The 25,142-nt window shown below is 73.7% G+C and carries 16 protein-coding genes; 6 read left to right on the forward strand and 10 right to left on the reverse strand.

Annotation, left to right across the window (positions count from 1 at the left end):
• Positions 1-646: maltotransferase domain-containing protein (locus tag IG88_RS0112750; RefSeq protein ID WP_158853911.1), on the reverse strand; the 646-nt coding region annotated here is incomplete at its 3' end.
• Between the two features lie 370 nt (positions 647-1,016).
• Here IG88_RS0112750 and IG88_RS0112755 point away from each other — a divergent pair.
• On the forward strand, positions 1,017-3,635 hold the full coding sequence (locus IG88_RS0112755; RefSeq protein WP_031039156.1) for a glycosyltransferase family 1 protein: 2,619 nt from the start codon (positions 1,017-1,019) through the stop codon (positions 3,633-3,635).
• Positions 3,636-3,671: 36 nt separating this feature from the next.
• On the opposite strand, the gene IG88_RS0112760 is transcribed toward IG88_RS0112755, so the two are convergent.
• From IG88_RS0112760 to IG88_RS0112790, 7 genes are all read right to left on the reverse strand, one after another.
• On the reverse strand, positions 3,672-4,178 hold the full coding sequence (locus IG88_RS0112760) for a DUF1990 family protein (RefSeq protein WP_031039159.1): 507 nt from the start codon (positions 4,176-4,178) through the stop codon (positions 3,672-3,674).
• A gap of 71 nt (positions 4,179-4,249) precedes the next feature.
• Positions 4,250-5,899, reverse strand: a complete 1,650-nt coding sequence (locus IG88_RS0112765) for a M4 family metallopeptidase (protein ID WP_031039160.1) — start codon at positions 5,897-5,899, stop codon at positions 4,250-4,252.
• Between the two features lie 329 nt (positions 5,900-6,228).
• The gene (locus tag IG88_RS0112770; protein WP_031039162.1) at positions 6,229-8,280 is read right to left on the reverse strand and encodes a M4 family metallopeptidase; all 2,052 of its coding nucleotides are present in this window, start codon (positions 8,278-8,280) and stop codon (positions 6,229-6,231) included.
• A gap of 293 nt (positions 8,281-8,573) precedes the next feature.
• On the reverse strand, positions 8,574-10,331 hold the full coding sequence (locus tag IG88_RS0112775; RefSeq protein WP_031039164.1) for an ABC transporter ATP-binding protein: 1,758 nt from the start codon (positions 10,329-10,331) through the stop codon (positions 8,574-8,576).
• A complete protein-coding gene (locus tag IG88_RS0112780) occupies positions 10,328-12,229 on the reverse strand; it encodes an ABC transporter transmembrane domain-containing protein (RefSeq protein ID WP_078861483.1) in 1,902 nt (633 codons plus the stop codon). The genes IG88_RS0112775 and IG88_RS0112780 overlap by 4 nt, the downstream gene beginning before the upstream one ends.
• Positions 12,226-14,106 (reverse strand): ABC transporter ATP-binding protein, encoded by a 1,881-nt coding sequence (locus tag IG88_RS0112785; protein WP_031039169.1) that lies wholly within the window; start codon positions 14,104-14,106, stop codon positions 12,226-12,228. The genes IG88_RS0112780 and IG88_RS0112785 overlap by 4 nt, the downstream gene beginning before the upstream one ends.
• A complete protein-coding gene (locus IG88_RS0112790) occupies positions 14,103-16,010 on the reverse strand; it encodes an ABC transporter ATP-binding protein (protein WP_031039170.1) in 1,908 nt (635 codons plus the stop codon). The genes IG88_RS0112785 and IG88_RS0112790 overlap by 4 nt, the downstream gene beginning before the upstream one ends.
• A 190-nt stretch (positions 16,011-16,200) precedes the next feature.
• On the opposite strand from IG88_RS0112790, the gene IG88_RS0112795 reads away from it, so the two are divergent.
• Genes IG88_RS0112795 through IG88_RS0112810 form a run of 4 tightly spaced genes read left to right on the forward strand, consistent with a single transcriptional unit; the run spans position 16,201 to position 19,838 of the window.
• Positions 16,201-17,103 carry an ABC transporter ATP-binding protein gene (locus IG88_RS0112795; RefSeq protein ID WP_031039172.1) on the forward strand — a complete coding sequence of 301 codons (903 nt, stop codon included), beginning with the start codon at positions 16,201-16,203 and terminating at the stop codon, positions 17,101-17,103.
• On the forward strand, positions 17,100-17,849 hold the full coding sequence (locus IG88_RS0112800; protein ID WP_031039173.1) for an ABC transporter permease: 750 nt from the start codon (positions 17,100-17,102) through the stop codon (positions 17,847-17,849). Before IG88_RS0112795 ends, IG88_RS0112800 begins: the two co-directional genes overlap by 4 nt.
• A gap of 38 nt (positions 17,850-17,887) precedes the next feature.
• Positions 17,888-19,159, forward strand: a complete 1,272-nt coding sequence (locus tag IG88_RS0112805; RefSeq protein ID WP_031039175.1) for a sensor histidine kinase — start codon at positions 17,888-17,890, stop codon at positions 19,157-19,159.
• Positions 19,149-19,838, forward strand: a complete 690-nt coding sequence (locus tag IG88_RS0112810; RefSeq protein WP_031039178.1) for a response regulator — start codon at positions 19,149-19,151, stop codon at positions 19,836-19,838. Before IG88_RS0112805 ends, IG88_RS0112810 begins: the two co-directional genes overlap by 11 nt.
• Before the next feature lie 16 nt (positions 19,839-19,854).
• On the opposite strand, the gene IG88_RS0112815 is transcribed toward IG88_RS0112810, so the two are convergent.
• Together IG88_RS0112815 and glgX are read right to left on the reverse strand one after the other, a co-directional pair.
• Positions 19,855-21,300 (reverse strand): sulfatase, encoded by a 1,446-nt coding sequence (locus tag IG88_RS0112815; protein WP_031039181.1) that lies wholly within the window; start codon positions 21,298-21,300, stop codon positions 19,855-19,857.
• 149 nt (positions 21,301-21,449) lie between these two features.
• Positions 21,450-23,711 (reverse strand): glycogen debranching protein GlgX, encoded by a 2,262-nt coding sequence (glgX, locus tag IG88_RS0112820; protein ID WP_031039185.1) that lies wholly within the window; start codon positions 23,709-23,711, stop codon positions 21,450-21,452.
• A 155-nt stretch (positions 23,712-23,866) separates the two neighbouring features.
• On the opposite strand from glgX, the gene IG88_RS0112825 reads away from it, so the two are divergent.
• Positions 23,867-25,117, forward strand: a complete 1,251-nt coding sequence (locus IG88_RS0112825) for a L,D-transpeptidase (protein ID WP_031039188.1) — start codon at positions 23,867-23,869, stop codon at positions 25,115-25,117.
• Positions 25,118-25,142 lie beyond the last annotated feature (25 nt).

Genomic DNA, 25,142 nt, shown 5'->3' on the forward strand with positions numbered 1-25,142 from the left:
CGAGCAGGGGCAGCGGTTCGGAGGAGGTGACCAGGTCGCGCAGGGGGTGACGGGCCAGGACCGCGTCGACCTGCGGCGTCAGCGCCGCCGCCAGCCGGGACGCGGCCGGCCTGCTCTCGTCCCGCAGCGCGTCGGCGGCGGCCAGCAGCTCACGCCGGTCCGCGCTCCCGGGCACACCGGCGGCGGCCCGCTCGTGCAGCCGGGCGCCCTCCTCCAGCACCAGGTCCGTGTCGATCCCGGCCGGGATCTTGATCCGGGCCGCGTGCCGCCAGGTGGTGACCGGATCGCTCCACGCCTCCACGGCGTACGACCACAGTCCCGTCGCGTCCGCGGTGACGGTCGCGCCCCAGCGGTCGGTGCCGGGGGCCAGTTCCCGCATCGGCGTCCAGGGGCCCGGGCGGCCCCGCGGGTCTCTCAGGACGACGTTGGCGGCCACCGCCTCGTGCCCCTCGCGGAACACGGTCGCGGAGACCTCGAACGACTCGCCGGTGACGGCCTTGGCGGGCCTTCGCCCGTGCTGGACGACCGGACGGACGTCCAGCACGGGGATGCGTCCGACGACGGTGGCCTCCTGCGCGGCGGGTGCCGGGGGGACAGCGGCAGCCGGGGATGCGGGGGATGCTGACGAGTGGTGCGTGGCGGGCATGACCGCTCCTGTCCGCGTCAACTGGGTGGGCGGATGACTTCTGGGGAGGTGGGTCCTGCGAGGTGTGTGCGGGGCGTACCGCAGGAGCCTTCCCACACTCTTCCGGTGGGCAATCCGGCGCTTTGTTAACTACTGGCGCGTATGTCGACAACGCGACACGCACGGCGATCTGACCGTCGCTTTCCCGGATGCCGCTCCCGCAATCAGCGTTCGTCGCGACATGTGCAGCTTTCCTCGCCGGCCGAAGCGCCACAAGACGGCCGACGGGGAAAGATCCGGCCATATCGACACGCCGTGCGCGTCGGTTCCCGCCCGGCGGATCAGGGCGAAGGCCCCAACGAGGGACACATCGCGCGGTAACGTCGTGAGGGTGAAGGCGATCCGTCGACTGACCGTCCGTCCCGTACTCCCCGACCCCCTCCGGCCGCTCAGTGATCTGGCCCGCAATCTGCGCTGGTCCTGGCACCCGGAGACCCGCGACCTCTTCCAGTCCGTCGACCCCGAGTGCTGGACCGCGTCCGGCCGCGACCCGGTACGGCTGCTCGGCACCGTCCGCCCCGCGCGCCTCGCGGAGCTGGCCGAGGACCGGCGCTTCCTGCGCCGGCTGACCGCGGTGGCCGACGACCTCGACCACTACATGACCGGCGACCGCTGGTACCAGGCCCAGCCCGGCCGACTCCCGGCCGCCGTCGCCTACTTCTCGCCCGAGTTCGGCATCACCGCCGCGCTGCCCCAGTACTCCGGCGGCCTCGGCATCCTGGCCGGCGACCACCTCAAGGCCGCCAGCGACCTGGGCGTGCCGCTCGTCGGCGTGGGCCTGCTCTACCGCCACGGGTACTTCCGCCAGTCCCTGTCCCGGGACGGCTGGCAGCAGGAGCACTACCCCGTCCTCGACCCCCACGAGCTGCCGCTGGCCCCCCTGAAGGAGGCCGACGGCACCCCCGCCCACGTCGCCCTGGCGCTGCCCGGCGGCCGGGAGCTGCGGGCCCGCGTCTGGCTGGCCCAGGTCGGCCGGGTGCCCCTGCTGCTGCTCGACTCCGACGTCGAGGAGAACGACCCCGGCGAACGCGGCGTCACCGACCGGCTCTACGGCGGCGGCAGCGAGCACCGGCTCCTCCAGGAGATGCTGCTCGGCATAGGAGGTGTCCGGGCGGTGCGCACGTACTGCCGGCTCACCGGCCACGCCGCGCCGGAGGTGTTCCACACCAACGAGGGCCACGCCGGCTTCCTCGGCCTGGAACGCATCGCCGAACTGTGCGACGACGGGCTGGAGTTCGGCGCGGCGCTGGAGGCGGTGCGGGCGGGCACCGTCTTCACCACCCACACCCCCGTCCCGGCCGGCATCGACCGCTTCGACCGCGAGCTGGTCGCCCGCCACTTCGGCCCCGACGCCGAACTCCCGCGCATCGACGTCGAACGCGTCCTCAGGCTCGGCATGGAGACCTACCCCGGCGGCGAACCGAACCTCTTCAACATGGCCGTGATGGGCCTCCGGCTCGCCCAGCGCGCCAACGGGGTCTCCCTGCTGCACGGCGGGGTCAGCCGGGGGATGTTCGCCGGACTGTGGCCCGGCTTCGACGCCGACGAGGTGCCCATCACCTCCGTCACCAACGGCGTGCACGCCCCGACCTGGGTGGCACCCGAGGTGTTCCGGCTCGGTGCCCGGCAGATCGGCGTGCAGCGGGCCGAGGACGCGCTGGCGGTCGGCGGCTCGGACCGCTGGGACTCGGTCGCCGACATCCCCGACCAGGACATCTGGGAGCTGCGCCGCACCCTGCGCGCCCAGCTCGTCGACGAGGTGCGCGAGCGGCTGCGCGCCTCCTGGCGGCAGCGCGGCGCCGGGGCGGCCGAACTGGGCTGGATCGACGACGTCCTGGACCCCGACGTGCTCACCATCGGCTTCGCGCGGCGCGTCCCGTCGTACAAGCGGCTCACGCTGATGCTGCGCGACCGGGAGCGGCTGACGGAGCTGCTGCTGCACCCCGAGCGGCCCGTCCAGATCGTCGTCGCGGGCAAGGCGCACCCGGCGGACGACGGCGGCAAGCGGCTGGTGCAGGAGCTGGTGCGGTTCGCGGACGACCCGCGGGTGCGGCACCGCATCGTGTTCCTGCCGGACTACGGCATGGCGATGGCCCAGAAGCTCTACCCGGGCTGCGACATCTGGCTGAACAACCCGCTGCGGCCCCTGGAGGCGTGCGGCACCTCCGGCATGAAGGCGGCGCTCAACGGCTGCCTCAACCTGTCGGTGCTCGACGGCTGGTGGGACGAGTGGTACCAGCCGGACTTCGGCTGGGCGATCCCCACCGCCGACGGCATCGGCACCGACCCGGACCGGCGCGACGCCATGGAGGCCAACGCCCTCTACGACCTGCTGGAGCAGCGGATCACCCCGCGCTTCTACGAGCGGGGCGCGAGCGGGCTGCCCGACCGGTGGCTGGAGATGGTCCGCAGGACCCTGAGCCTGCTCGGCCCGAAGGTGCTGGCCGGCCGGATGGTCCGCGAGTACGTCGAACGGCTCTACACGCCCGCCGCCGAGGCGCACCGCGCGATGGACCGGGACTCCGCGCGGGGGCTGGCCGAGTGGAAGGCGCGGGTGCGGGCGGCCTGGCCCGGCGTCAGCGTCGACCACGTGGAGACGTCCGCGGCCACCGCCAGTGCCGAACTGGGCACCACGCTCGTCCTGCGGGTGCGGGTCGGGCTCGGTGACCTCGCGCCGGAGGACGTGGAGGTGCAGGCGGTCTCCGGACGCGTCGACTCCGAGGACCGGATCACCGACGCGGCGAAGGTGCCGCTGAAACCGGTGGGCGGCCCCGACCTGGAGGGCCGCTGGGCCTACGAGGGCCCGCTCGCCCTGGACCGCACCGGACCCTTCGGCTACACGGTCCGCGTCCTGCCCGCGCACCGGCTGCTCGCGTCCGGCGTGGAGACGGGCCTGGTCGCGGTGCCCTCGGGCGACCTGGTGGAGGCGGCGGGGCCGCTGATGCGGTGAGCGGGCGGTGGCGGCGGGGCGGGCCCGGGCCCCGGCTCAGTCCTCCTCGCCGCCGCTCAGCCGCCTGAGGACGGTGCCGCAACGGCGCGCGTAGGCGTGCTGGAAGGCGCGGGCGGCCGGGCCGCCGGCCTTGGCGTACCACTTGGCCGGGCGGCTGAAGGCGTGCACGGTCAGCCAGACCGTGCCGTCGCCCGTGCGGTCCACCACGAAGGCCTCCTCGCCGGACTCGGGGTGGCCGGGCAGCGTGCCGTAGGCCCAGCCGGCCCGGCGCGGCTCCTCCAGGGTCCACACCACCCGGCAGGGCGCCTTGATCATTCCGGCGAGGGTGACGGTGACGTCGACGCCGGGGGCGGCGCGCTCGGCGCTCGCCTCGATGCCGACGCCCATCTCCCGGTGCATCTCCCAGGTGAGCACGGCCTCGGCCGCCCGCCGGAAGACCGGCTCGCCCTCCCCCAGGCGGGTGCGTACGTGCATGGGGCGGAAGCCGGGCGGGCAGTGGTCCTGCTCGCGGGTGGCGCCGACGTCGTCGTACGTGAAGGACATGGGCACCAAGGGTAGGGCGGCACCCGGGAACCGCTGGTCCCGGGTGCCGCCGGCCGCGTCGGGCGGGTCGGTCAGCTCACGTTGATCGCGGTCCAGGCCGCGGCCACCGTCTTGTACTCGGTGCTGGAGGACCCGTAGAGGTCGGAGGCCGCGTTCAGGGTCGCCGTGCGGGCGGCCTTGTAGTTGGTCGTCGACGTCATGTACGTGGTCAGCGCCTTGTACCAGATCTGCAGGGCCTTGGCGCGGCCGATGCCGGTGACGGTGGAGCCGTCGGAGGTCGGGGAGTTGTAGCTCACCCCGTCGACCGTCCGTGCCCCGCTGCCCTCGGCCAGCAGGAAGAAGAAGTGGTTGGCCGGACCGGAGGAGTAGTGCACGTCGACGCCGCCGAGGCCGGAGGACCAGTAGTCCTTGGACGCGCCGTCCTTGCTGGGCTTGTCCATGTAGCGCAGCGGGGTGCCGTCACCGTTGATGTCGATCTTCTCGCCGATGAGGTAGTCGCCCTTGTCGGCGGAGCTGTTCGCGAAGTACTCCACGCCGGTGCCGAAGATGTCCGACGTCGCCTCGTTGAGGCCGCCGGACTCGCCGCTGTAGTTGAGGCCCGCGGTGTTGGAGGTGACGCCGTGGCTCATCTCGTGCCCGGCCACGTCCAGCGAGGTCAGCGGGTTGGTGTTGCCCGAGCCGTCGCCGTAGGTCATGCAGAAGCAACTGTCCTGCCAGAAGGCGTTGACGTAGTTGCTGCCGTAGTGGACGCGGGAGTAGGCGGCCTTGCCGTCGTTCTTGATGCCGTTGCGGCCGAAGGTCTGCTTGTAGAAGTCCCAGGTGACCTGGGCCCCGTAGGCGGCGTCGACGGCGGCGGTCTGGTCCTGGGGGTCGCTGGAGGCGGCGCCGGTGCCCCAGACGTCGTCGGCGTCGGTGAACAGCGTGCCGGTGCCGGAGGTCTTGCGGGCCAGGTTGTACGTCTTGTGGCCGCCGCGCCCGGTGTCGTAGAGCTGGTACGAGGAGCCGGACTTGGTGGTGCCGAGGGTGACCGTGCCCGAGTACAGGCTCTTGCCGGAACCGGTCTCGACGCCCTGGTACTCGTACAGCTTGGCGCCGGTGGCGGCGTCGGTGACGACGTGCAGTTCGTTGGGGGTGCCGTCGTCCTGGAGGCCGCCGACCACGGTCTCGTAGGCGAGGACGGGCTTGCCCTGGGCGGCCCAGATCACCTTGCGGGGCGCGGAGTCGGCCGCGGTCTGCGACGAACCGGCGTCCTCGGCGGCGGACAGCGCCTGCTGCTCGGCCCTGGCCGCCCCGACCTTCGGCGTCACCGTGGCCACCTTGATGGCGGCCCCGGTCGCCCTGGTGACGCCTCTGGCGGCGCCGGACTCCGACCGGTGCACGACGAGGTCGCCGCCGAGGACGGGCAGGCCGTCGTAGGTGCGCTCGTAGCGGGTGTGCACGGTGCCGTCGCGGTCCTTGACCACGTCCTTGACGACGAGCTTCTCCTTGGCACCGAGGCCCAGCTCCCGGGCGGCGTCGGCCGCGCCGGCCTGCTGTTCCTGTATGAGCGCGGTGCGGGCGGTGTCCGACAGCAGGACCGGGGCGGCCGGCAGCGCGGACGGGGCGGTGGAGTCCGCGGCGGCGCTGCCCGCGGTGAGGCCGGTGGTGAGCATCGCCCCGGCGGCGACCGCGGTGGCGAGGGCCAGGGTGGTGCGCTTGTGGCGCGCGAAGAGGGAAGACACACAAGCTCCTTCGGTGGGGGATCCGGTCGGCGTGGGGTGTCCGGCCGGTTGCTGCGAAGTTGTGCGGCGGGTGACGGAAGACTGACACCGAAGGCGCGTACATGTCAGGAGGGCGTGATGATGTTGGCCGAAAACCGATGCCGGGACCCGGGTGGCGGACCTGTGAAGGCCGCGTGACCTCGGTAAAGCGGCAACAAGGCGGGCGTAAGTGCTGGGCAAAAAACGGGGGATGACGCGGGCCCGGAGGACATGGGGAGGGCGCCGCCCCGGAGGAGTCGAACCTCCGGAGCGGCGCCCTGGTCGGTGTGACGCACCCGGGGCCGGAGGGCCTACGGGAAGGTCAGCCGCCAGGCGTCGATGTAACCGGTGTCCGACGGGCCCTGGTCCTGGACGCGCAGCTTCCAGGTGCCGTTGGCCGTCTCGGAGGAGGCGTTGACCGTGTAGGTCTCGTGCACGTCCGCCGCCGGGTCGTAGCCGCTGTTCTTCAGGCGGTACGCCGTGCCGTCGGGAGCCACCAGGTCGATCTGCAGGTCACCGCGCCAGGTGTGCACGATGTCCACGCCCACCTGGAGGTTGCTCGGCGCGTTGCCGGTGCGCCCCGAGACCGTGACGGACGAGGTGACCGCCGACCCGTAGTCGGGGATGGTCACGTTCGCGGTGTTCTCGAACGTGGTGCCGCCGCCGGGCTCGCCGCCGCCGGGCCGCGCGCCGACGTTGATGCCCGCCCACGCGTTCGCCACCGCGGTGTACTCGGCGCTGTCGGTGCCGTACAGCTCACCGGCCGCCGCGAGGGTGCCGGTGCGGGCGCCCGCGTAGTTGGTGGTCGAGGTGAACTTGGTGGTCAGCGCGCGGAACCAGATCTTCTCCGCCTTGGCGCGGCCGATGCCGGTCACCGGGAGGCCGTCCGAGGTGGGCGAGTCGTAGGTGACACCGTTGATGGTCTTGGTGCCGCTGCCCTCGCTGAGCAGGTAGAAGAAGTGGTTGGCCGGGCCGGACGAGTAGTGGACGTCCACCCCGCCGATCCCCGAGTACCAGTAGTCCTTGGACGCGCCGTCCTTGCTCGGCTTGTCCATGTAGCGCAGCGGCGTGCCGTCGCCGTTGATGTCGATCTCCTCGCCGATGAGGTAGTCACCGACGTCGGAGGAGTTGTTGGCGTAGAACTCGACCGCGGTCGCGAAGATGTCGGACGTGGCCTCGTTCAGACCGCCGGACTCGCCCGAGTAGTTGAGCCCCGCGGTGACGGAGGTGACGCCGTGGCTCATCTCGTGCGCCGCCACGTCGATGGAGGTCAGCGGGTTGGCGTTGCCGGAGCCGTCGCCGTAGGTCATGCAGAAGCAACTGTCCTGCCAGAAGGCGTTGACGTAGTTGTTGCCGTAGTGGACCCGGCTGTACGCGCCCACGCCGTCGCCGCGGATGCCGGAGCGGCCGTGCACGTTCTTGTAGTAGTCCCACGTCAGCGCGGCGCCGTAGTGGGCGTCGGCGGCGGCGGTCTCCGCGTTGGACGCGCTGCCGTTGCCCCACACGTCGTCGGGGCCCGTGAAGAGCGTCCCCGTGCCCGAGGTGCCGCGGTTCAGGTTGTACGTCTTGTGGTTGCCGCGTGCCGTGTCGGTCAGCGTGTACGAGGACCCCGACTGCGCGGTGCCCAGCGTGACGGTGCCGCTGTAGAGGGTGTTGCCGGTGCCGTTCTCGACGGCCTGGTACTCGTACAGCTTGGCGCCGGTGGCGGCGTCGGTGACGACGTGCAGCTCGTTCGGGGTGCCGTCCTCCTGGAGGCCGCCCACGACCGTCTCGTACGCCAGGACCGGTGTGCCGTTCGCGGCCCAGATCACCTTGCGCGGGGCGCGGTCGGCGTCCGGCTGCTCGGCGCCGGCGGCCTTCGCGGCCGACACCGCCTGCGACTCGGCCTTCGCGGCGGAGATCTTCGGCGTGACCGTCGCGGGCTTGATCGCCTTCGCGGTGGCCTTCACGACCTGCTCCGTCTTCCCCGCCTCACTGGCCACCACGAGGTCGCCGCCGAGGACGGGCAGGCCGTCGTAGGTGCGCTCGTAGCGGGTGTGCAGGGTGCCGTCGCGGTCCTTGGCCACGTCCCGGACGACCAGCTTCTCCTTGGAGCCCAGGCCCAGGTCGTCGGCGGTCTTCGCCTTGGCGGCGTCGGCGTCGCGGATCAGCTCGGCGCGCTGGGACGGGCTGAGCTTGACCAGCTCGTTGCCCTTCGCGGGCGACGGGTCGGGGGCGGCGGTGGCGGTGCCGGACTGGACCGCCGTGGCGATCAGCGCCGCGACACCGGCCAGCGCGACGGCCGCGGCACGCCGGTGCGTGGTGCGGCGGGAGGTGTGGGAGGTGGTGTGGGAGGTGCGTCTGTGGGGAGTACTGCTGCTCAACACTGACTCCTTCTGCGTGGCCGCGGGTCGCGCGGCCAGGGAGACCGGCCGGCGGGTGGCCGACCGGGCGGAACTGTGCGGTGCGCAGAGAACGTGTGCCAGAAGCCGGCCGCCGCACGGCGCTCGTGGGGAAGCTGTGGGGGCGCTGTGAAGGGGCCGACGGAAGACTGGCAGGAGAACGCGCCGCTTGTCAGGAGCGCGTCATCAAGTTGGCTGGAAATGGTTCGTTGACCGGGCGTTCACGTTCGATAAACGGAATCGTCGCCTTTCGGGGCCGGTTACTGTCCCGCCGGTCAGTAACCGGCGGACGGCTCCCCGTGCCAGGAACCCCACAGGGCCGCGTACGCCCCGCCCGCCGCCACCAGTTCGTCGTGCGTGCCCAGCTCGGTCAGCAGCCCGTCCTCCATCACCGCCACCCGGTCGGCGTCGTGCGCGGTGTGCAGGCGGTGCGCGATGGCGATGACCGTACGGCCCTTCAGTACGGCGGCCAGCGCCTGCTCGGTGTGCCGGGCCGTCGTCGGGTCCAGCAGGGCGGTGGCCTCGTCCAGGATCAGGGTGTGCGGGTCGGCCAGCACCACCCGGGCCAGCGCGAGCTGCTGGGCCTGCGAACCGTCCGTGGAGTGCGCGTCCGCTCCCGCCCCCAGCTCGGCACCGAGGCCGCCGGGCAGCTCCCGCACCCACTCCTCGGCGCCGACCGCGGCGAGCGCGGCCCACAACTCCTCGTCCGTGGCGGCCGGTTCGGCGATGAGGAGATTGTCGCGGACCGTGCCCAGGAACACGTGGTGCTCCTGGGTGACCAGCACCACCTGGCGGCGCAGCCGCTCCGGGCCCAGGGCGGTCACGGGCACCCCGCCCACCGTCACCGAACCCCCCGTCGGGGCGTCGACCCCGGCCAGCAGCCGGCTCAGCGTGGTCTTGCCGGCTCCCGAGGGACCGACCACCGCCAGCCGCTCGCCCGGCCGCACGGTCAGGTCCACCCCGCGCAGCACCTCGCCGCCCCGCTCGTAGGCGTACCGCGCGCCGGAGACGTCGATACGGTCGTCCGCCGGGACGGCCGACCCGTCCGCCGACGCCCGCGGCGCCCCCGCCAGCCCCTCCACCCGGGCGAACGAGGCGGAACCGGCCTGCAGTTGCTCGATCCGCATCAGCACCTCGTCCAGCGGTCCGGCCAACTGCTGGAGGTACACCGCGCAGGACACCACCGCGCCGAGGCCCAGCGACCCGTGCGCGTGCAGGGCCCCGCCGAGCAGCAGCACGCCCGCCACCGGAAGGACGTAGGAGACGTCCACCGCCGGGAAGAACACGCACCGCAGGAACAGCGTGCGGAACCGGGCGCGCCGCGAGACCTCCAGCGCCTCGCGGTTCGCCGCCACGCGCCGTCCGGCCAGCCCGAACGCCTCGACCGTGCGCGCCCCCGACACCGTGGCCGCCAGGCTCTCCGCGACGTCCGAGTTGGCCGCGCCCTCGGCGAGATAGGCGGTCCGCGCCCGGCGCAGGTACCAGCGCAGCGCGAGCCAGGCCGGCGTCAGCCCCAGCACCCCGACCAGGCCCAGCAACGGGTCCAGCACGAACACCGCGGCGGTGAGGAACAGCGCCTGCACCGTGCTGATCAGCAACTCGGGACCGGCGTCGCGCAGCGTCGTGCCGACGGCGGTCACGTCGGCGGTGCCGCGGGTCGTCAGGTCCCCGGTGCCCGCCCGCTCCACCACCGACGCGGGCAGCGCCAGTGCCCGGTCCACGTACCGCTCGCGCACCCGGGCGAGCGTCCGTTCCCCGAACCGGTGCCCCACGTACCGCGCCCAGCGGGCCAGCAGCAACTGCGTGCCCGAGCACACCAGGATGGCGAGGGCCAACCGGTCCACCGCGCCGGTCCCGCCGCCGTCGCGCACCTCGTCGACGATCCGGCCCAGCAGATACGGCCCCGCGAGACCGGCCAGCGCGGCCAGGGCGTTGAGCCCCAGCACGACGGCGAAGGACCGGCGGTCGGCGCGCACCAGGGCGGCCGCGGCACGGCGGACTTCGGTGCGTTCGGCGACGGGGAGCTGGGTCATCGGGCGGGCTCCCCTTCCGCGGGGCGTTCGGAGTGCTCGGGGTGCTCGGGGTGTTCTGCGCGTTCGGGGTGCTCGGTGGGTTCGTCGGGCCGGGCGCGTTCGGCGTCCCCGTCGTCCCGTGCGACCAGGGCGCGGTACCCCGGTTCGGTCTCCAGGAGTTCGCGGTGGGTGCCGGTGGCGGCGACCTTGCCGTCCACCAGGTGGTGCACGACGTCCGCGCGGTCGAGGAGGAGCGGTGAGGTGGCGGCCAGTACGGTGGTGCGGCCCTCGCGGGCCTCCTTGAGGCGGTCGGCCACGGTGGCCTCCGTGTGGGCGTCCAGGGCGGAGGTGGGCTCGGCGGCGAGGAGGACTTCGGGGTCGGCGAGGAGGGCACGGGCCAGGCGGATGCGCTGGCGTTGTCCTCCGGACAGGTCCCGGGCCTGGGAGGCGATGCGGGTCCCGAGGCCGTCGGGGAGGGCGCGGACGACGTCCTCGGCGGCGGCCGCGTGGATGGCCGCGGCGAGTCGCGCGTCCTCGTCCGCCACGGGCGGTCGCGTCGCGTCCGCGGGCTCGTCCGGGCTTGTCGCGCCCGGGCCGCGGAGCCGCACGTCGGCACGGCCCGCGCCCCGTGCGCCGGTGTCCGCGGCGCCCATCACTTCGCCCAGGGTGCCTGCGAAGAGGTCCGCCTCCGGGGCGGCGACCAGGACGCGGGCGCGGACCTGAGCCAGCGGGATCTCCGTCAGCGGGATGTCTCCCCAGGTCGCGTCGGACGGCGTGTAGCGGCCCAGGCGGTCCAGGACCTCGGTGGCGTCGGACGGGCGGGAGGCGGCCAGGGCGGTCAGGCGGCCGGGAAGTACCCGGACCCCCGAGGCGGGGTCGTACAGCACCGCGGGTTCCGCGGGGGCCTCCCGGGTGCCCTCGTCCGGTTCCGGCTCCAGGCTCAGGAAGGCGACGACCCGGCGGGCGGCCACCACACCGCGGCTGAGCTGGTGGCCCATCTCGATGAGGAACGCCACCGGCCAGCCCAGCTCGACGACATAGCCGTACACCGAGACCAGCTCGCCCACGCTGATGTGCCCCCGCACGGCCAGCCGGGCGCCCAGCCAGGTCACCAGGGCCAGGAACAGCATCGGCAGCCCCACCCCGAGGGCCTGGATCCAGCTCGATACCGCGCCGACCCGGTACCCCTGCTCGCGCAGCCTGCCCGAGTCCCGGCGGAAGGCGTCGGCGACCAGGCCCTTGCCGCCCAGCCCGTTCAGCACCCGCAGCCCGCCCGCCAGGTCGCCGATCCGGGCGGTCAGGACGGACTGCCGCTCCCGGTACTCGGTCTCCCTGCCCTGCAGCCGGCCCATCAGCGGGCCGAGGGCCACCGCGAGCAGCGGCACCCCGAGCAGCACCACCAGGGCGAGCCGGGCCGACACCGACAGCATCAGTGCGCCGACCACCGCGTAGGCGGCGACCGCCCCGACGCCCGGTCCCACGGCCGTCAGGGAGGCGCTGATGGTCTGCACGTCGCCCACCCCGACGGTGACGACCTCGCCGGTCCCCACCCGGGCGCGCAGCGCCGCGCCGAGCCGGGTCGCGTGGCCGACGACCGCCTTGACGGTGCGGAAGTTGGCGTCCATCCGCACCTTCGTCATCGTGCGGTGCCGCAGCACGCCCAGCCAGGCGTTGACCGCGCCGACGGCGACCATGGCGCCCGTCCAGCCGGCCAGCGCGCCGAGGTCGCCGGGCTCCAGACCGTGGTCGACGGCCCGGGCCATCAGGTACGGCGTCGCCGCCAGCAGCACCATCCAGACGCTGGCGAGCACCGCCCCCGCCAGACACCGCGGCCACTGCCGCCTCACCAGCCACGCAAGGTACCGCCAGCCGCCCCGGCGGTCCGGCGTCCCCGGGTCCTCGTACGCGTCGATCCTCACGCCAGGCTGTCCCGCCACGCCCGGTGCAGGTCGGCGAAGCGGCCCGTACCGGCGATCAGTTCGGCCGGGGTGCCGTCCTCGACGATGCGGCCGTGCTCCATCACCAGCACCCGGTCGGCGATCTCCACGGTGGACAGCCGGTGCGCGATCACCACCGCCGTACGGCCCTTCAGCACCGTCGCCATCGCCCGCTGCACCGCCCGCTCCCCGGGGATGTCCAGCGAGCTGGTCGCCTCGTCCAGGATCAGCACCGCCGGGTCCGCGAGCAGTGCCCGCGCGAACGCCACGAGCTGCCGCTGGCCCGCGGAGATCCGGCCGCCCCGCTTGCGCACGTCGGTGTCGTAGCCGTCGGGCAGCGCGGCGATGAAGTCGTGGGCGCCGATCGCCTTCGCGGCCCGCTCGATCTCCTCCCGCGTCGCCTCCGGACGGCCGATGGCGATGTTGTCGGCGACCGTGCCGGAGAACAGGAACGCCTCCTGCGTCACCATCACCACCCCGCGCCGCAGTTCCGGCACGGCCAGGTCGCGCAGGTCGATGCCGTCCAGCAGAACCCGCCCGGCGGAGGGGTCGTAGAACCGGGCCAGCAGCTTGGCCAGCGTCGACTTGCCCGCGCCGGTCGAGCCCACGACGGCGACCGTCTGCCCCGCCGGGAGCGTCAGCCCGAAGCGGGGCAGCACCTCGCCGCCGGTGCGGTAGCCGAAGCTCACCGAGTCGAAGACGACCTCGCGGCCGGGGTGCTCCGACTTCGGCGCCGGCAGCTCCCTGGGCGCGGCGGGCTCGGGCACCGACGGCGTCTGGGCCAGCAGCCCGGCGATCTTCTCCAGCGAGGCCGCCGCCGACTGGTAGGAGTTCAGGAACATGCCGAGCCGGTCGATCGGGTCGTACAGGCGGCGCAGGTACAGCACCGCCGCCGCCAGCACACCGAGCGCCAGGGTGCCGTCCGCGACCCGGTAGGCCCCCCACAGCACGATCCCCGCGACGGCGGTGTTGGCGACCAGCCGCGACCCGACGACGTAACGCGCCATCTCCAGCAGCGCGTCGCCGTTGGTCCGCTCGTGGTGCCCGTTCAGGGCGGCGAATTCGGCGTCGTTGGCGTCCTCCCGACGGAAGGCGCGCACCGGCCGGATGCCGTTCATCGTCTCCACGAACTTCACGATCACCGCCGCGATCGCCGTGGACCGCTGCCGGTACACCCGCCCCGCGCGCCGCTGGTAGAGCCGCACCAGCCCGTACAGCGGCACGAAGGACGCCACCGCGACGGCGCCGAGGCCGAGGTCCAGCCAGAGCAGCAGCGCGGCGATGTAGACGAAGGACAGGACGACCGTCACCAGCTCCTGCAGGCCCTCGTCGAGCAGCTCGCGCAGGGACTCCACGTCCGTGGTGGAACGGGAGATGAGGCGGCCGGAGGTGTAGCGCTCGTGGAAGTCGACGCTCAGCGCCTGCGCGTGCCGGAAGATCCGCCCGCGCAGGTCGAGCAGCGCGTCCTGGTTGACCCGGGCCGCGGCGGCGATGAAGGCGTACTGCAGCCCGCCCGCGGCCAGCGAGCACAGCAGGTAGCCGGCGCCCACCGCGAGCAGCGGACCGCGGTCGTCGTCCCGCAGGGCGGGTACGGCGTGGTCGATGGCGTACGCCACCAGCAGCGGGCCCGCCTGCACCGCCGCCTGCTGGAGCAGCAGGAGGAGGACGGTGAGGACGACGCGGGCCCTCATCGGCGCCAGCAGGGAGCGCAGCAGGGCGCCGGTCGCACCCGGCGGGCTGGGCAGGACGTCCTGGTCGAACGACTGGTCGTCGGCGGCGGTTCCGGTCCCTGCCGGGTCCCCCGAACCGGCGTCCTCCGGTCGGTCCCGGTCCGGCTCCGTGGCCGTGGGCGCGGTCATCGGCCGTCCCCTTCATGGAAGCCCTCGAAGGAATCGGCGTGCCCGTCGAGCCCGGACATCAGGTGGGCGTACTCGGGGCTGGTGCGCAGCAGTTCGTGATGGGTGCCCACGGCGGCGATGCGGCCCTCGGAGAGCAGGGCGACGCGGTCGGCGAGCAGGACGGTGGAGGGGCGGTGGGCCACGATCAGCGCGGTGGTGTCCGCGAGGACGTCGCGCAGGGCGGCCTCCACGGCGGCCTCCGTGTGCACGTCCAGCGCGGACAGCGGGTCGTCCAGGACCAGGAACCTCGGCCTGCCGACCACCGCCCGCGCGAGCGCGAGGCGCTGACGCTGGCCGCCGGACAGGCTCAGGCCCTGCTCGCCGACCTGGGTGCCGGTGCCCTCGGGGAGCGCGTGCGCGAAGTCGGCCTGCGCGACGGCGAGTGCGCGGTCCAGTTCCTCGTCGCCGGCGTCCGGGGCGGCGCCCATCAGCACGTTCTCGCCGACGGTGGCCGAGAAGAGGGTGGGCTCCTCGAAGGCCACGGCGACCATCGCGCGCAGCTCCTCGCGGGGCAGGGCGGTGATGTCCACGCCGTCCAGCGTGATCCGGCCCCCGGTCACCTCGTGCAGGCGGGGGACGAGCGCGGTCAGCGTCGTCTTGCCGCTGCCCGTGGCACCGACGAGGGCCATGGACTCGCCGGGGCGGATGTGCAGGTCGACGTCGGTCAGGAGGGGCGGGGAGCCGGGGGCGGCGTCGGGGTAACGGAACAGGACGTGCTCGAACCGGAGACCGCCGGCCCCCGCCGCCGCGGGCAGTCGTGCCTCCCCGAGTGCCTGAACGGCCCGGGAGGCGCCCCGCGACGCCGGGCCGCGCTCCCCGGCCTCCGGCACCGGCGCAGGGGCGCCAACACCCCCCGCAGACTCGACTTCCGCGTCCATCACCTCGAAGTACCGGTCCGTGGCCGTCGCCGCCTCCTGGCTCATCGCCAGCAGGAAGCCGATGGACTCCACCGGCCACCGCAGCGCCAGCGCCGTGGACAGGAACGCCACCAGCGTCCCGGCCGACAGCGCCCCGTCGGCCACCTGCACCGCTCCGACCACCAGCGCCGCCCCGATCGCCACCTCCGGCAGGGTCACGATGACCGCCCAGATGGCCGCCAGCAGCCGCGCCTTGCGCAGCTCGGTGCCCCGCAGGGTGTGCGACAGCTCGCGGAAGGCGCGGGCCTGGCTGCGGTGACGGCCGAAGCCCTTGATGATCCGGATGCCGAGGACGCTCTCCTCGACCACGGTCGTCAGGTCCCCGACCTGGTCCTGCGCGCGCCGCGCCACCGCGGAGTACTTCTTCTCGAAGATCCCGCAGGTGATCATCACCGGGACGGCGGGTCCGAGGACGACCAGCCCCAGCGTCCAGTCCTGGACCAGCATGATGCCCACGCCGATCAGGATCGTGACGCCGTTGACCAGCAGGAACGTCAGGGGGAAGGCGAGGAACATGCGGAGCAGCATCAGGTCGGTCGTCCCGCGCGACAGCAACTGCCCCGAGGCCCAGCGGTCGTGGAAGGCCACCGGCAGCCGCTGCAGGTGCCGGTACAGGTCCGCGCGCATGCCCGCCTCGACGCCCGCCAGCGGCCGGGCCACCAGCCACCGTCGCAGCCCGAACAGCAGCGCCTCCGCCACGCCGAGGAGCAGCAGGTACAGCGCCCCGAGCCACACGCCCGCCGGGTCGCCGTCGGCGACCGGTCCGTCCACCATCCACTTCAGGACGAGCGGGATCACCAGCCCGACGCAGGAGGCCAGGATCGCGACGCCCGCGGCCGTGCCCAACCGGGCCCGTACCGGGCGCACATAGGGCCACAGCCGCAGCAGGGCACGTACGGTGGAACGCTTCTCGTCGGCGTCCGGGGCGGGGGCGGGTGTCGTGGGCATCAGCAGCGAGCCTACGGTTCGCCACTGACACTGCCCACCGGGTTTTCGCGCCCCCGGGGTCGTACGGAAGCCCCGCCGGGGTCGTGGGGGAGCCCGGCCGGGGTCGTACGGCGCATCAACCGATCGGCTGATGCGCCTTCGAGCGCGTCGGCCGATGTGCCGGAACCCCGGCGGCCGGGACGCTGGTGCCATGCCCGTCATCGAAGTCACCGATCTGCGCAAGTCCTACGGCGGCCGGCCCGTCGTCGACGGTGTGTCCTTCGCCGTCGAGGAGGGCGAGATCTTCGGCGTCCTCGGCCCCAACGGAGCCGGCAAGACCACCACCGTCGAGTGCGTCGAGGGGCTGCGCGTCCCCGACGCCGGCCGGGTCCGGGTCACCGGGCTCGACCCCGTCGCCGACCACCGGCGGGTCGCCGAGGTCCTGGGCGCCCAGCTCCAGCAGAGCGAACTCCAGCCCAAGCTCACCGTCCGCGAGGCCCTGGAGCTGTACGCCGCCTTCTACCCGAAGCCCGCCGACTGGCGGCCGCTCGCCGAGCGGCTCGACCTCGCCCCGATGCTGAACACCCGCTTCGGCAGGCTCTCCGGCGGCCAGAAGCAGCGCCTGTTCATCGCGCTGGCGCTGGTCGGCGACCCCCGCGTCGTCGTCCTGGACGAGCTGACCACCGGCCTCGACCCGCGCGCCCGCCGGGAGACCTGGCAGCTCATCGAGGACATCCGCGCGGGCGGCGTCACCGTCCTGCTGGTCACCCACTTCATGGAGGAGGCCCAGCGGCTGTGCGACCGGATCGCGGTGATCGACCGGGGCCGCGTCGCCGCCCTGGACACCCCGGCCGGACTGATCCGGCGTTCGGCGGGCGCCACCGTCATCAGCTTCACCCCCTCCGAGCCGCTGCGGGAGGCGGACCTGCGGGCGCTGCCCGGACTCGCCTCCGCCGAGTCCAAGGACGGCCGCGTCACCCTGTCCGGCACCGACGAGACGGTCAACGCCGTCATCACCCTGCTCGCCCGCACCCGCGTCACCGCCCACCAGCTCCGGGTCACCGACACCACCCTGGACGACGCCTTCCTGGACCTCACGGAGGCCACCGCATGACCACCGACGTCTTCGACACCGCCGTACTGCGGACCGAGGTGCGGCTGTTCCGCCGCGAACCCGGCGCCCTCTTCTGGATCCTGGCGTTCCCGACCCTGCTCCTGGTGATCCTCGGCTCCATCCCGTCCTTCCGCGAGGCGGACGCCTCCTTCGGCGGGCTGCGCCCGGTCGACGCGTACGTGCCGGTGGCCGTGCTCCTGGGCCTGACCGTGGGCGGCCTCCAGGGCATGCCCCAGGTCCTCACCGGCTACCGGGAGCGCGGCATCCTGCGCCGGATGTCCGCCACGCCGGTGCGTCCGGCGGCGCTGCTGTCCGCGCAGATGGTGGTGTGCGGCGGGGCCGCACTGGTCTCGGCGCTGCTCGCGCTCGCCGTCGGCCGCCTCGCCTTCGACGTGGCGCTTCCCGGACAGCCCGCCGGTTACCTCCTCGCGCTGCTGCTGGCCGTGCTCGCCGCGCTCTCCCTGGGGGCCGTGCTCTCCGCCCTGTCCCGCACCACGAAGATCGCCGGTGCGATCGGCTCGGCCGCGCTGTTCCCGGCGATGTTCTGCGCGGGCGTGTGGCTGCCGGTGCAGGCCATGCCGGACCTGCTGGCCCGGATCGTGGGCTGGACCCCGTTCGGCGCCGCCGCGCAGGCCCTCAACGAGGCCGCCGCCGGTGACTGGCCGGGCTGGTCCCGCCTCGCGGTGCTGGTGGCCTGGACGGTACTGCTCACGGGGGCGGCCTCGCGCTGGTTCCGCTGGGAGTGACGGTGGGGAGAGACGGCGCCGTGCCCGACAATGACGCCATGGAAGCCGGGGACACGACGAGGGAGACGACGGCGGTCGACGAGCGCTGGGCGGCGTTCCACCGCTGGGGTCCCTACGCCCTGCTGGCCGTCGGGACCCTGGTCGCCTGGTCGGCCGCCGACGCGATCGGCATGACCGGCGGCGAACGCCGGGCGAGCGGCGTCCTGATCGGCGCGGCCGTCGTGCTCCAGCTCTGGTGGAACCGGGCGGCGCGCACCCGACCCGAACCGACCCCGGCCGGCACCTGCTACTACGCCGTCCGCTGGGCCATCGGGTTCGCCCTGACCTGGCTGAACCCGCTCTTCGCCTTCTACGCGGTCATCGGCTACTTCGGCGCCCAGCACCTGCTGCCGCGCCGGCTGTGCCGGGCCGGACTGTTCGCCACCGCTGTCACCCTCGCCGGTTCCCAGTCCGGCGGGCTGCCCCCCGACGGGGTCATGGGCTGGGTGCTCTTCGGCGCGATCCTCACGGTCAACACCATGCTGGTGGCCCTCTTCGCCCACTTCGCCACGCTGGAGGAGGCCCGCAGCCGGGCCCGCGTGGAGACCATCACCGAACTGGAGCGCACCAACACCGCCCTGCAGCAGGCCCTCGACGAGAACGCCGCGCTGCACGCCCAGCTCCTCGTCCAGGCCCGGGAGGCCGGGGTCGCCGACGAACGCCGGCGGCTGGCCGCCGAGATCCACGACACCCTCGCCCAGGGTCTGACCGGCATCATCGCCCAGCTCCAGGTCGTCGCGGCCACCCCGGACCAGGAGCTGGGCCGCGCGCACCTGGACCGGGCCCTCGCCCTGGCCCGGCACAGCCTCGGCGAGGCCCGCCGCTCCGTGCACAACCTCTCCCCGGCCGCGCTGGCCGACGACGGGCTGCCCGACGCGCTGAAGAAGACGGTCACGGAGTGGAGCGAACGCACCGGCGTCCGGGCCGCGTTCACCGTCACCGGCACCGCCGAGCACCTGCACGACGAGGTCGCCGCCACCCTCCTGCGCATCGCCCAGGAGGCCCTGTCCAACACGGCCCGGCACGCCGCCGCCGGCCGGGCCGGAGTCACCCTCTCCTACATGGGCGACGAGGTCACCCTCGACATCCGCGACGACGGCCGGGGCTTCGACCCCCTGGCGGCCCGGGCCCACACCCCCGCCGGCGGCTTCGGCCTGGACGGCATGCGGGCCCGCGCCGAGCGCATCGCCGGTTCCCTCACCGTGGAGGCGGAACCGGGACACGGCACGGCCGTCTCCGCCCGCGTACCGTTGGTGCGCCATGACCGATGACACCACGCCCACCGACGCCCCGGCCGACGGAGCCCCCGGCCCCGACGCAGTGATCTCCCTCCTCGTCGTCGACGACCACCCCGTGGTCCGCGACGGACTGCGCGGCATGTTCGAGTCCGCGCCCGGCTTCCGGGTCCTCGGGGAGGCGGCCGGCGGCGCCGAGGCGCTGGAGCGGGCCGCCGCGCTCGACCCCGACGTGATCCTCATGGACCTGCGGATGCCGGGCGGTTCGGGCGTCGACGCCATCCGCGAGCTGACCCGGCGCGGCGCCCGCGCGCGGGTGCTCGTGCTCACCACGTACGACACCGACTCCGACACCCTGCCCGCGATCGAGGCCGGCGCCACCGGTTACCTGCTCAAGGACGCGCCCCGCGACGACCTGTTCACCGCGGTCCGGGCGGCGGCCGAGGGACGCACCGTCCTGTCCCCGGCCGTCGCCTCCCGGCTGGTCTCCGCCGTCCGCGCCCCCAGGACGCCGGGCGGCGAGCCCCTCTCCGCCCGCGAACGCGAGGTGCTCGCGCTGGTGGCGCGGGGCACCTCCAACAAGGAGATCGCCCGCGAGCTGTTCATCAGCGAGGCGACCGTCAAGACCCACCTCACCCACCTGTACGCCAAGCTCGGCGTGAAGGACCGCGCGGCGGCCGTCGCGACGGCCTACGACCGGGGCATCCTGGGCTGACGCCCCGGCCCCCGGCTCAGGCCGCCGGATAGGGCAGCAGTTCGCGGTCGGTGCGCTCCCAGGCCGCCTTCAGCTCGGCCAGCAGCTCCGGCCGGTCGGCCGCCAGGTCCGCCTGCTCGCGGGCGTCGGCGGCGAGGTCGTACAGGTGGTCGCGGCCCTGCGCGTCCCGGTAGTACTTCCAGTCCCCGCGCCGCAGCGCGCGGTTGCCCCGCACCCGCCAGAACAGGTCGCGTTCGGGCAGGTCCCGGCCGTGCAGCAGGTAGCCGGCGAGGCTGTGCCCGTCGAGGGGGTAGGCCGGGTCGGGGCGCGCGCCGCCCAGCTCCAGCAGGGTCGCCGTCCAGTCCGGGGAGTAGACCGGCTCGTGGCTGACCTGCCGTCCGTCGACCCGGGCCGGCCAGCGCAGCACGGTCGGCACCCGGATGCCGCCCTCCAGCAGCTCCGACTTGCCGCCGCTGAGCGGCCACTGGTACGAGAAGCGCTCACCGCCGTTGTCGCTGGCGAAGACGACGACGGTGTTCTCCTCCTGACCGGACCGGCGCAGCGCGGCGAGGACCCTGCCGACCGAGGCGTCCAGGTTCTCCACCATCTCCCGGTACTTCTCCACCGAGCCGCCGTCGTTGTGCAGCAGGGCGCCCAGCACGTTCCCGGACCGCACCTCGTCGGCGATCGCGGCGCCGGTCTCCGCGTCGTCCTCGGTCAGCCAGGGCCAGTGCGGGGTGGTGAAGTTGAGGTTCAGCAGCCAGGGCCGGCCGTGGTCGCGGCCGACGTACTCGACGGCCCGCTCGGTGAGGACGGTGGTGTAGTAGCGCAGGTCCTTGTAGGTGGCGTCGCCCTCGTACAGGTCGTACTCGCCGAGCTGGCCCAGCTTGGAGAAGTACTCCAGGGCGCCGCCGAAGTTGCCGAAGAACTCGTCCCAGCCGGACTTGGTCGGGCTGTAGTCGGGGAGCCAGCCGCAGTGCCACTTGCCGATCAGCGCCGTGGCGTAGCCGGCCCGCTTCAGCAGGGACGCGAGGGTCGGGTGGTGGGGGTCCAGACCCTGGGCGCGGTTGCCGATCGGCTCCGCCAGCCCGCCCTTCGTACGGCCCGGGTAGCGCCCGGTGTAGAGGCTGAACCGGGTGGGGGAGCAGGTCGCCGACCCGGAGTACGCCTGGGTGAACCGCACCCCCTGCGCGGCGAGCCGGTCCAGGTGCGGGGTCCTGATGTGCGGGGCGCCGTACGAGGACAGGTCGGCCCAGCCGAGGTCGTCGCCGAGGATGAACAGGAAGTTGGGGCGCTTGCCGGGCCGGGACCCGGTGCGCGCCGCGAAGGGACGCTCGGCGGATGCGGATGCGGATGCGGATGCGGATGCGGAGGCGGGGGCTGCGGCGGGCGTGGCGGCCTCGGCGGCGGACGTACCGGCGACGGCGCTCACCGCACCGCCGCCCACCAGGCCGCCGAAGAGGCGGCGGGATATCTCGGGCATGCGTGATCCCCTGGAGGACGAGGGCGGAAGTGCGCGCCCGAAGGGGCGCCGGCCAGGGACGTTTCCAGGCACGCCGAGGCACGGTCAAGAAGATCGCCGACGAGTTCACGGAGCCGAAACGCTGCCTTGAGAAACCGCCCGGAACGGCCTCAGCCGAGCGCCCGCAGCAACAGCACCGTCCGCGCCGGGACCGTGATCCCGGCCCCCGCCGGACACACCGTGCCGGGCGCCCCGCCCTGCTCCTCCCGGCCGGTGTCGACGACCACCTCGTACCGCCGCGCCCACGGCGGACCCGGCAGGACGAAGCGGGCCGCCTCCCCGCCCGCGTGCAGCACCGCCAGGAAACTGTCGTCGGTGACCGGGTCGCCCCGCTCGTCGCGGCCCGGGATGTCCCGCCCGGACAGGAACATGCCGAGGGTGGCCGAGGGGGCGTACCAGTCCCGCTCCGTCATCTCGGCGCCCTCCGCGGTGAACCAGGCCAGGTCGCGCAGGCCGTCCGCGGAGTGCGCGCGGCCCGAGAAGAAGGCCCGGCGGCGCAGCACCGGGTGCCGGCGGCGCAGCGCGACCAGCCGCGAGGCCAGCTCGAACAGCGGCCGCCACTCCGGGTCGTCGAGCAGGCTCCAGTCCACCCAATTCGTCTCGTTGTCCTGGCAGTACGCGTTGTTGCTGCCGCGCTGCGTGCGGCCCATCTCGTCGCCCGCGACCAGCATCGGCACCCCCGTCGACAGCAGCAGCGTGGTCAGCAGGTTGCGGAGCTGGCGCCGCCGCAGCGCACGCACCCGCGCGTCGTCCGTCTCGCCCTCCGCCCCGCAGTTCCAGGACCGGTTGTCGTCCGTGCCGTCCCGGTTGCCCTCGCCGTTGGCCTCGTTGTGCTTGCGCTCGTACGACACCAGGTCGCGCAGCGTGAAACCGTCGTGCGCGGTGACGAAGTTGACCGACGCGTACGGCCGCCGACCGCCCCACGCGTACAGGTCGCTGGAGCCCGACAGGCGGTAGCCCATCTCCCGCACGTCCGGCAGCGCGCACCGCCAGAAGTCCCGCACCGTGTCGCGGTAGCGGTCGTTCCACTCCGTCCACAGCGGCGGGAAGGCGCCCACCCGGTAGCCGCCCGAACCCACGTCCCACGGCTCGGCGATCAGCTTCACCCTCCGCAGCACCGGGTCCTGCGCGATCACCGCGAGGAACGGGGAGAGCATGTCGACGTCGTGCGCCGAGCGGGCCAGCGCCGCCGCCAGGTCGAACCGGAAGCCGTCCACGCCCATCTCGGTGACCCAGTACCGCAGCGAGTCGGTGATCAGGCGCAGCACGTGCGGCTGGACGACGTGCAGGGTGTTGCCGCAGCCGGTGTAGTCCGCGTACCGGCGGGCGTCGGGCTGGAGCCGGTAGTAGCCGCGGTTGTCGATGCCCTTCAGGGAGAGCGTCGGGCCCAGCTCGCCCGCCTCCGCCGTGTGGTTGTAGACCACGTCGAGGATCACCTCGATGCCGGCCGCGTGCAGCGCGCGCACCATCCGCTTGAACTCGCCGACCTGCTGCCCCGTGGTGCCGGAGGCCGCGTAGGCGGCGTGCGGGGCGAAGTAGCCGACCGAGTTGTAGCCCCAGTAGTTCCTCAGGCCGCGCTCCAGCAGATGGCTCTCGTGCGCGAACTGGTGCACCGGCAGCAGCTCCACCGCCGTCACGCCCAGCCGGGTCAGGTGCGCGACCGCCGCCGGGTGCGCCAGGCCCGCGTACGTGCCGCGCAGCTCGGGCGGGACGTCCGGGTGGAGCATGGTGAAGCCGCGCACGTGCAGCTCGTAGACGACCGAGTCCGCCCACGGCGTCTTGGGCCGGCGGTCGTCCGACCAGTCGTCGTCGTCATGGACCACCACCCCCTTGGGGACGTACGGCGCCGAGTCCCGGTCGTCGCGCACGGTGTCCGCCACGTGCTGCTCCGGCCAGTCGCGGACGTGCCCGTACACCTCGGGCGGCAGGACGAAGTCGCCGTCCACCGCACGGGCGTACGGGTCGAGCAGCAGCTTCGCCGGGTTCCAGCGGGCGCCGGTCCACGGGTCCCAGCGGCCGTGCACCCGGTAGCCGTACCGCCGGCCGGGCAGGACGCCCGGCACGAAGCCGTGCCATATCCCGTGCGTCAGCTCGGTCAGCCGCACCCGCCGCTCCCCGGCGCCGGGGCCCGGTCCGTCGAACAGGCACAGCTCCACCGCCTCCGCCCCGCCCGCCCACAGCGCGAAGTTGGTCCCCGCCACCCCGTCCGGGCCGGTCCGGAACCGGGCGCCCAGTGGCACCGGCGTGCCCGGCCGGGCCGCCGCGGCGGGCGGCGGGGCGGCCCGCCGCCCGCCGTTCACCACGACGGACGGACGCCCGTCCGCGCCGGCCCGCTCTCCGGCCACCGCCTCCTGCTCGGCTGCGCTGGACACCTGTCGGCCTCCCACGGCTCGTGGAACGACGTCCGGCAGGAGGGCGTACGGCGTCCCGGCCGCTGCTCCCCGTCGCGTCGTCCTCCCCACAGTTCTGCCCACCGGGTGGCTCGCACTCACGTTTCCCCGGGGCCGGCCGGTCGTTACGGGTGGGTGTGAGGCACGTACACGGGCGCGCACGGCGCGCGGGCGCCGCTCTGGCCGCCCTACTGACATGGGCAGGACTGCTGGCCGGGGCCGCCGGATGCACCTCGGGCAGCGGCGGCGTCGGGTCCGGCATCGGCTCGGGCATCGGCGAGATGTTCGGCAAACCACCCGCCGCCGGGGACGTCATCCGCGTCACCCCGGACGACGGGAGCAGAGCCGTCCCGCCGGAGAAGAAGCTGTCGGTGCGGGTGCCCGACGGACACCTGGAGTCGGTGAAGGTGGTCAGGTCCCAGGACGCGCAGGAGACCCCGGTGCCCGGCCGGATCTCCGGGGACGGCCTGAGCTGGCGGCCCGACGAGGACCGGCTCGCGCTCGCCGCCAAGTACACCGTCGACGCCGTCGCCGTGGACGGCGGCGGACACCGCTCGGCCCGCCACACCACCTTCACCACCAAGGTCCCCGAGGAGCGCTTCATCGCCTACGTCGCCCCCGAGAACCGCTCGGTCGTCGGCACCGGGATGATCGTCTCGCTGGAGTTCAACCGCGAGATCACCCACCGCGCCGCCGTCGAACGCGCCGTCACCGTGACCGCGGAACCCGCCGTCGAGATCCGCCCCCACTGGTTCGGCAAGGACCGCCTCGACTTCCGCCCCGAGGAGTACTGGAAACCCGGCACCGAGGTCACCGTCGACCTGAGGCTGCGGGACGTCGAGGGGGCGAAGGGGGTCTACGGACTCCAGCACAAGAAGGTCGTCTTCACCGTCGGCCGCAGCCAGGTCTCCCGCGTCGACGCCCTCGAACGGACCATGGAGGTGCGCCGGGACGGCACCCTGCTGGCCACCGTGCCGATCACCGCGGGGGCGCCGACGACGCCCACCTACAACGGCCGGATGGTGATCACCGAGATGCTCGAGGTCACCCGCATGAACAGCCGCACGGTCGGCTTCGGCGGCGAGTACGACATCCCCGACGTCCCGCACGCCATCCGCCTGACCAGCTCGGGCACCTTCCTGCACGGCAACTACTGGGCGCCCGCCGACACCTTCGGCCGGGCCAACGTCAGCCACGGCTGCGTCGGTCTGCGCGACGACAAGGGCGGCGGGCCGGACACCCCGGCGGGCTGGTTCTTCGACCGCAGCCTCGTCGGCGACGTCGTCGAGGTCGTCCACAGCAAGGACAAGACCGTCGCCCCCGACAACGGGCTCGGCGGCTGGAACATGAAGTGGAAGCGGTGGAAGGCGGGCAGCGCGGTGAAGTGACCCCGCCACCCCCTCTCGGCCCGCA

This window comes from Streptomyces sp. NRRL F-5650 (genome assembly GCF_000721365.1).
In the GTDB taxonomy this organism is placed as follows: domain Bacteria; phylum Actinomycetota; class Actinomycetes; order Streptomycetales; family Streptomycetaceae; genus Streptomyces; species Streptomyces ardesiacus.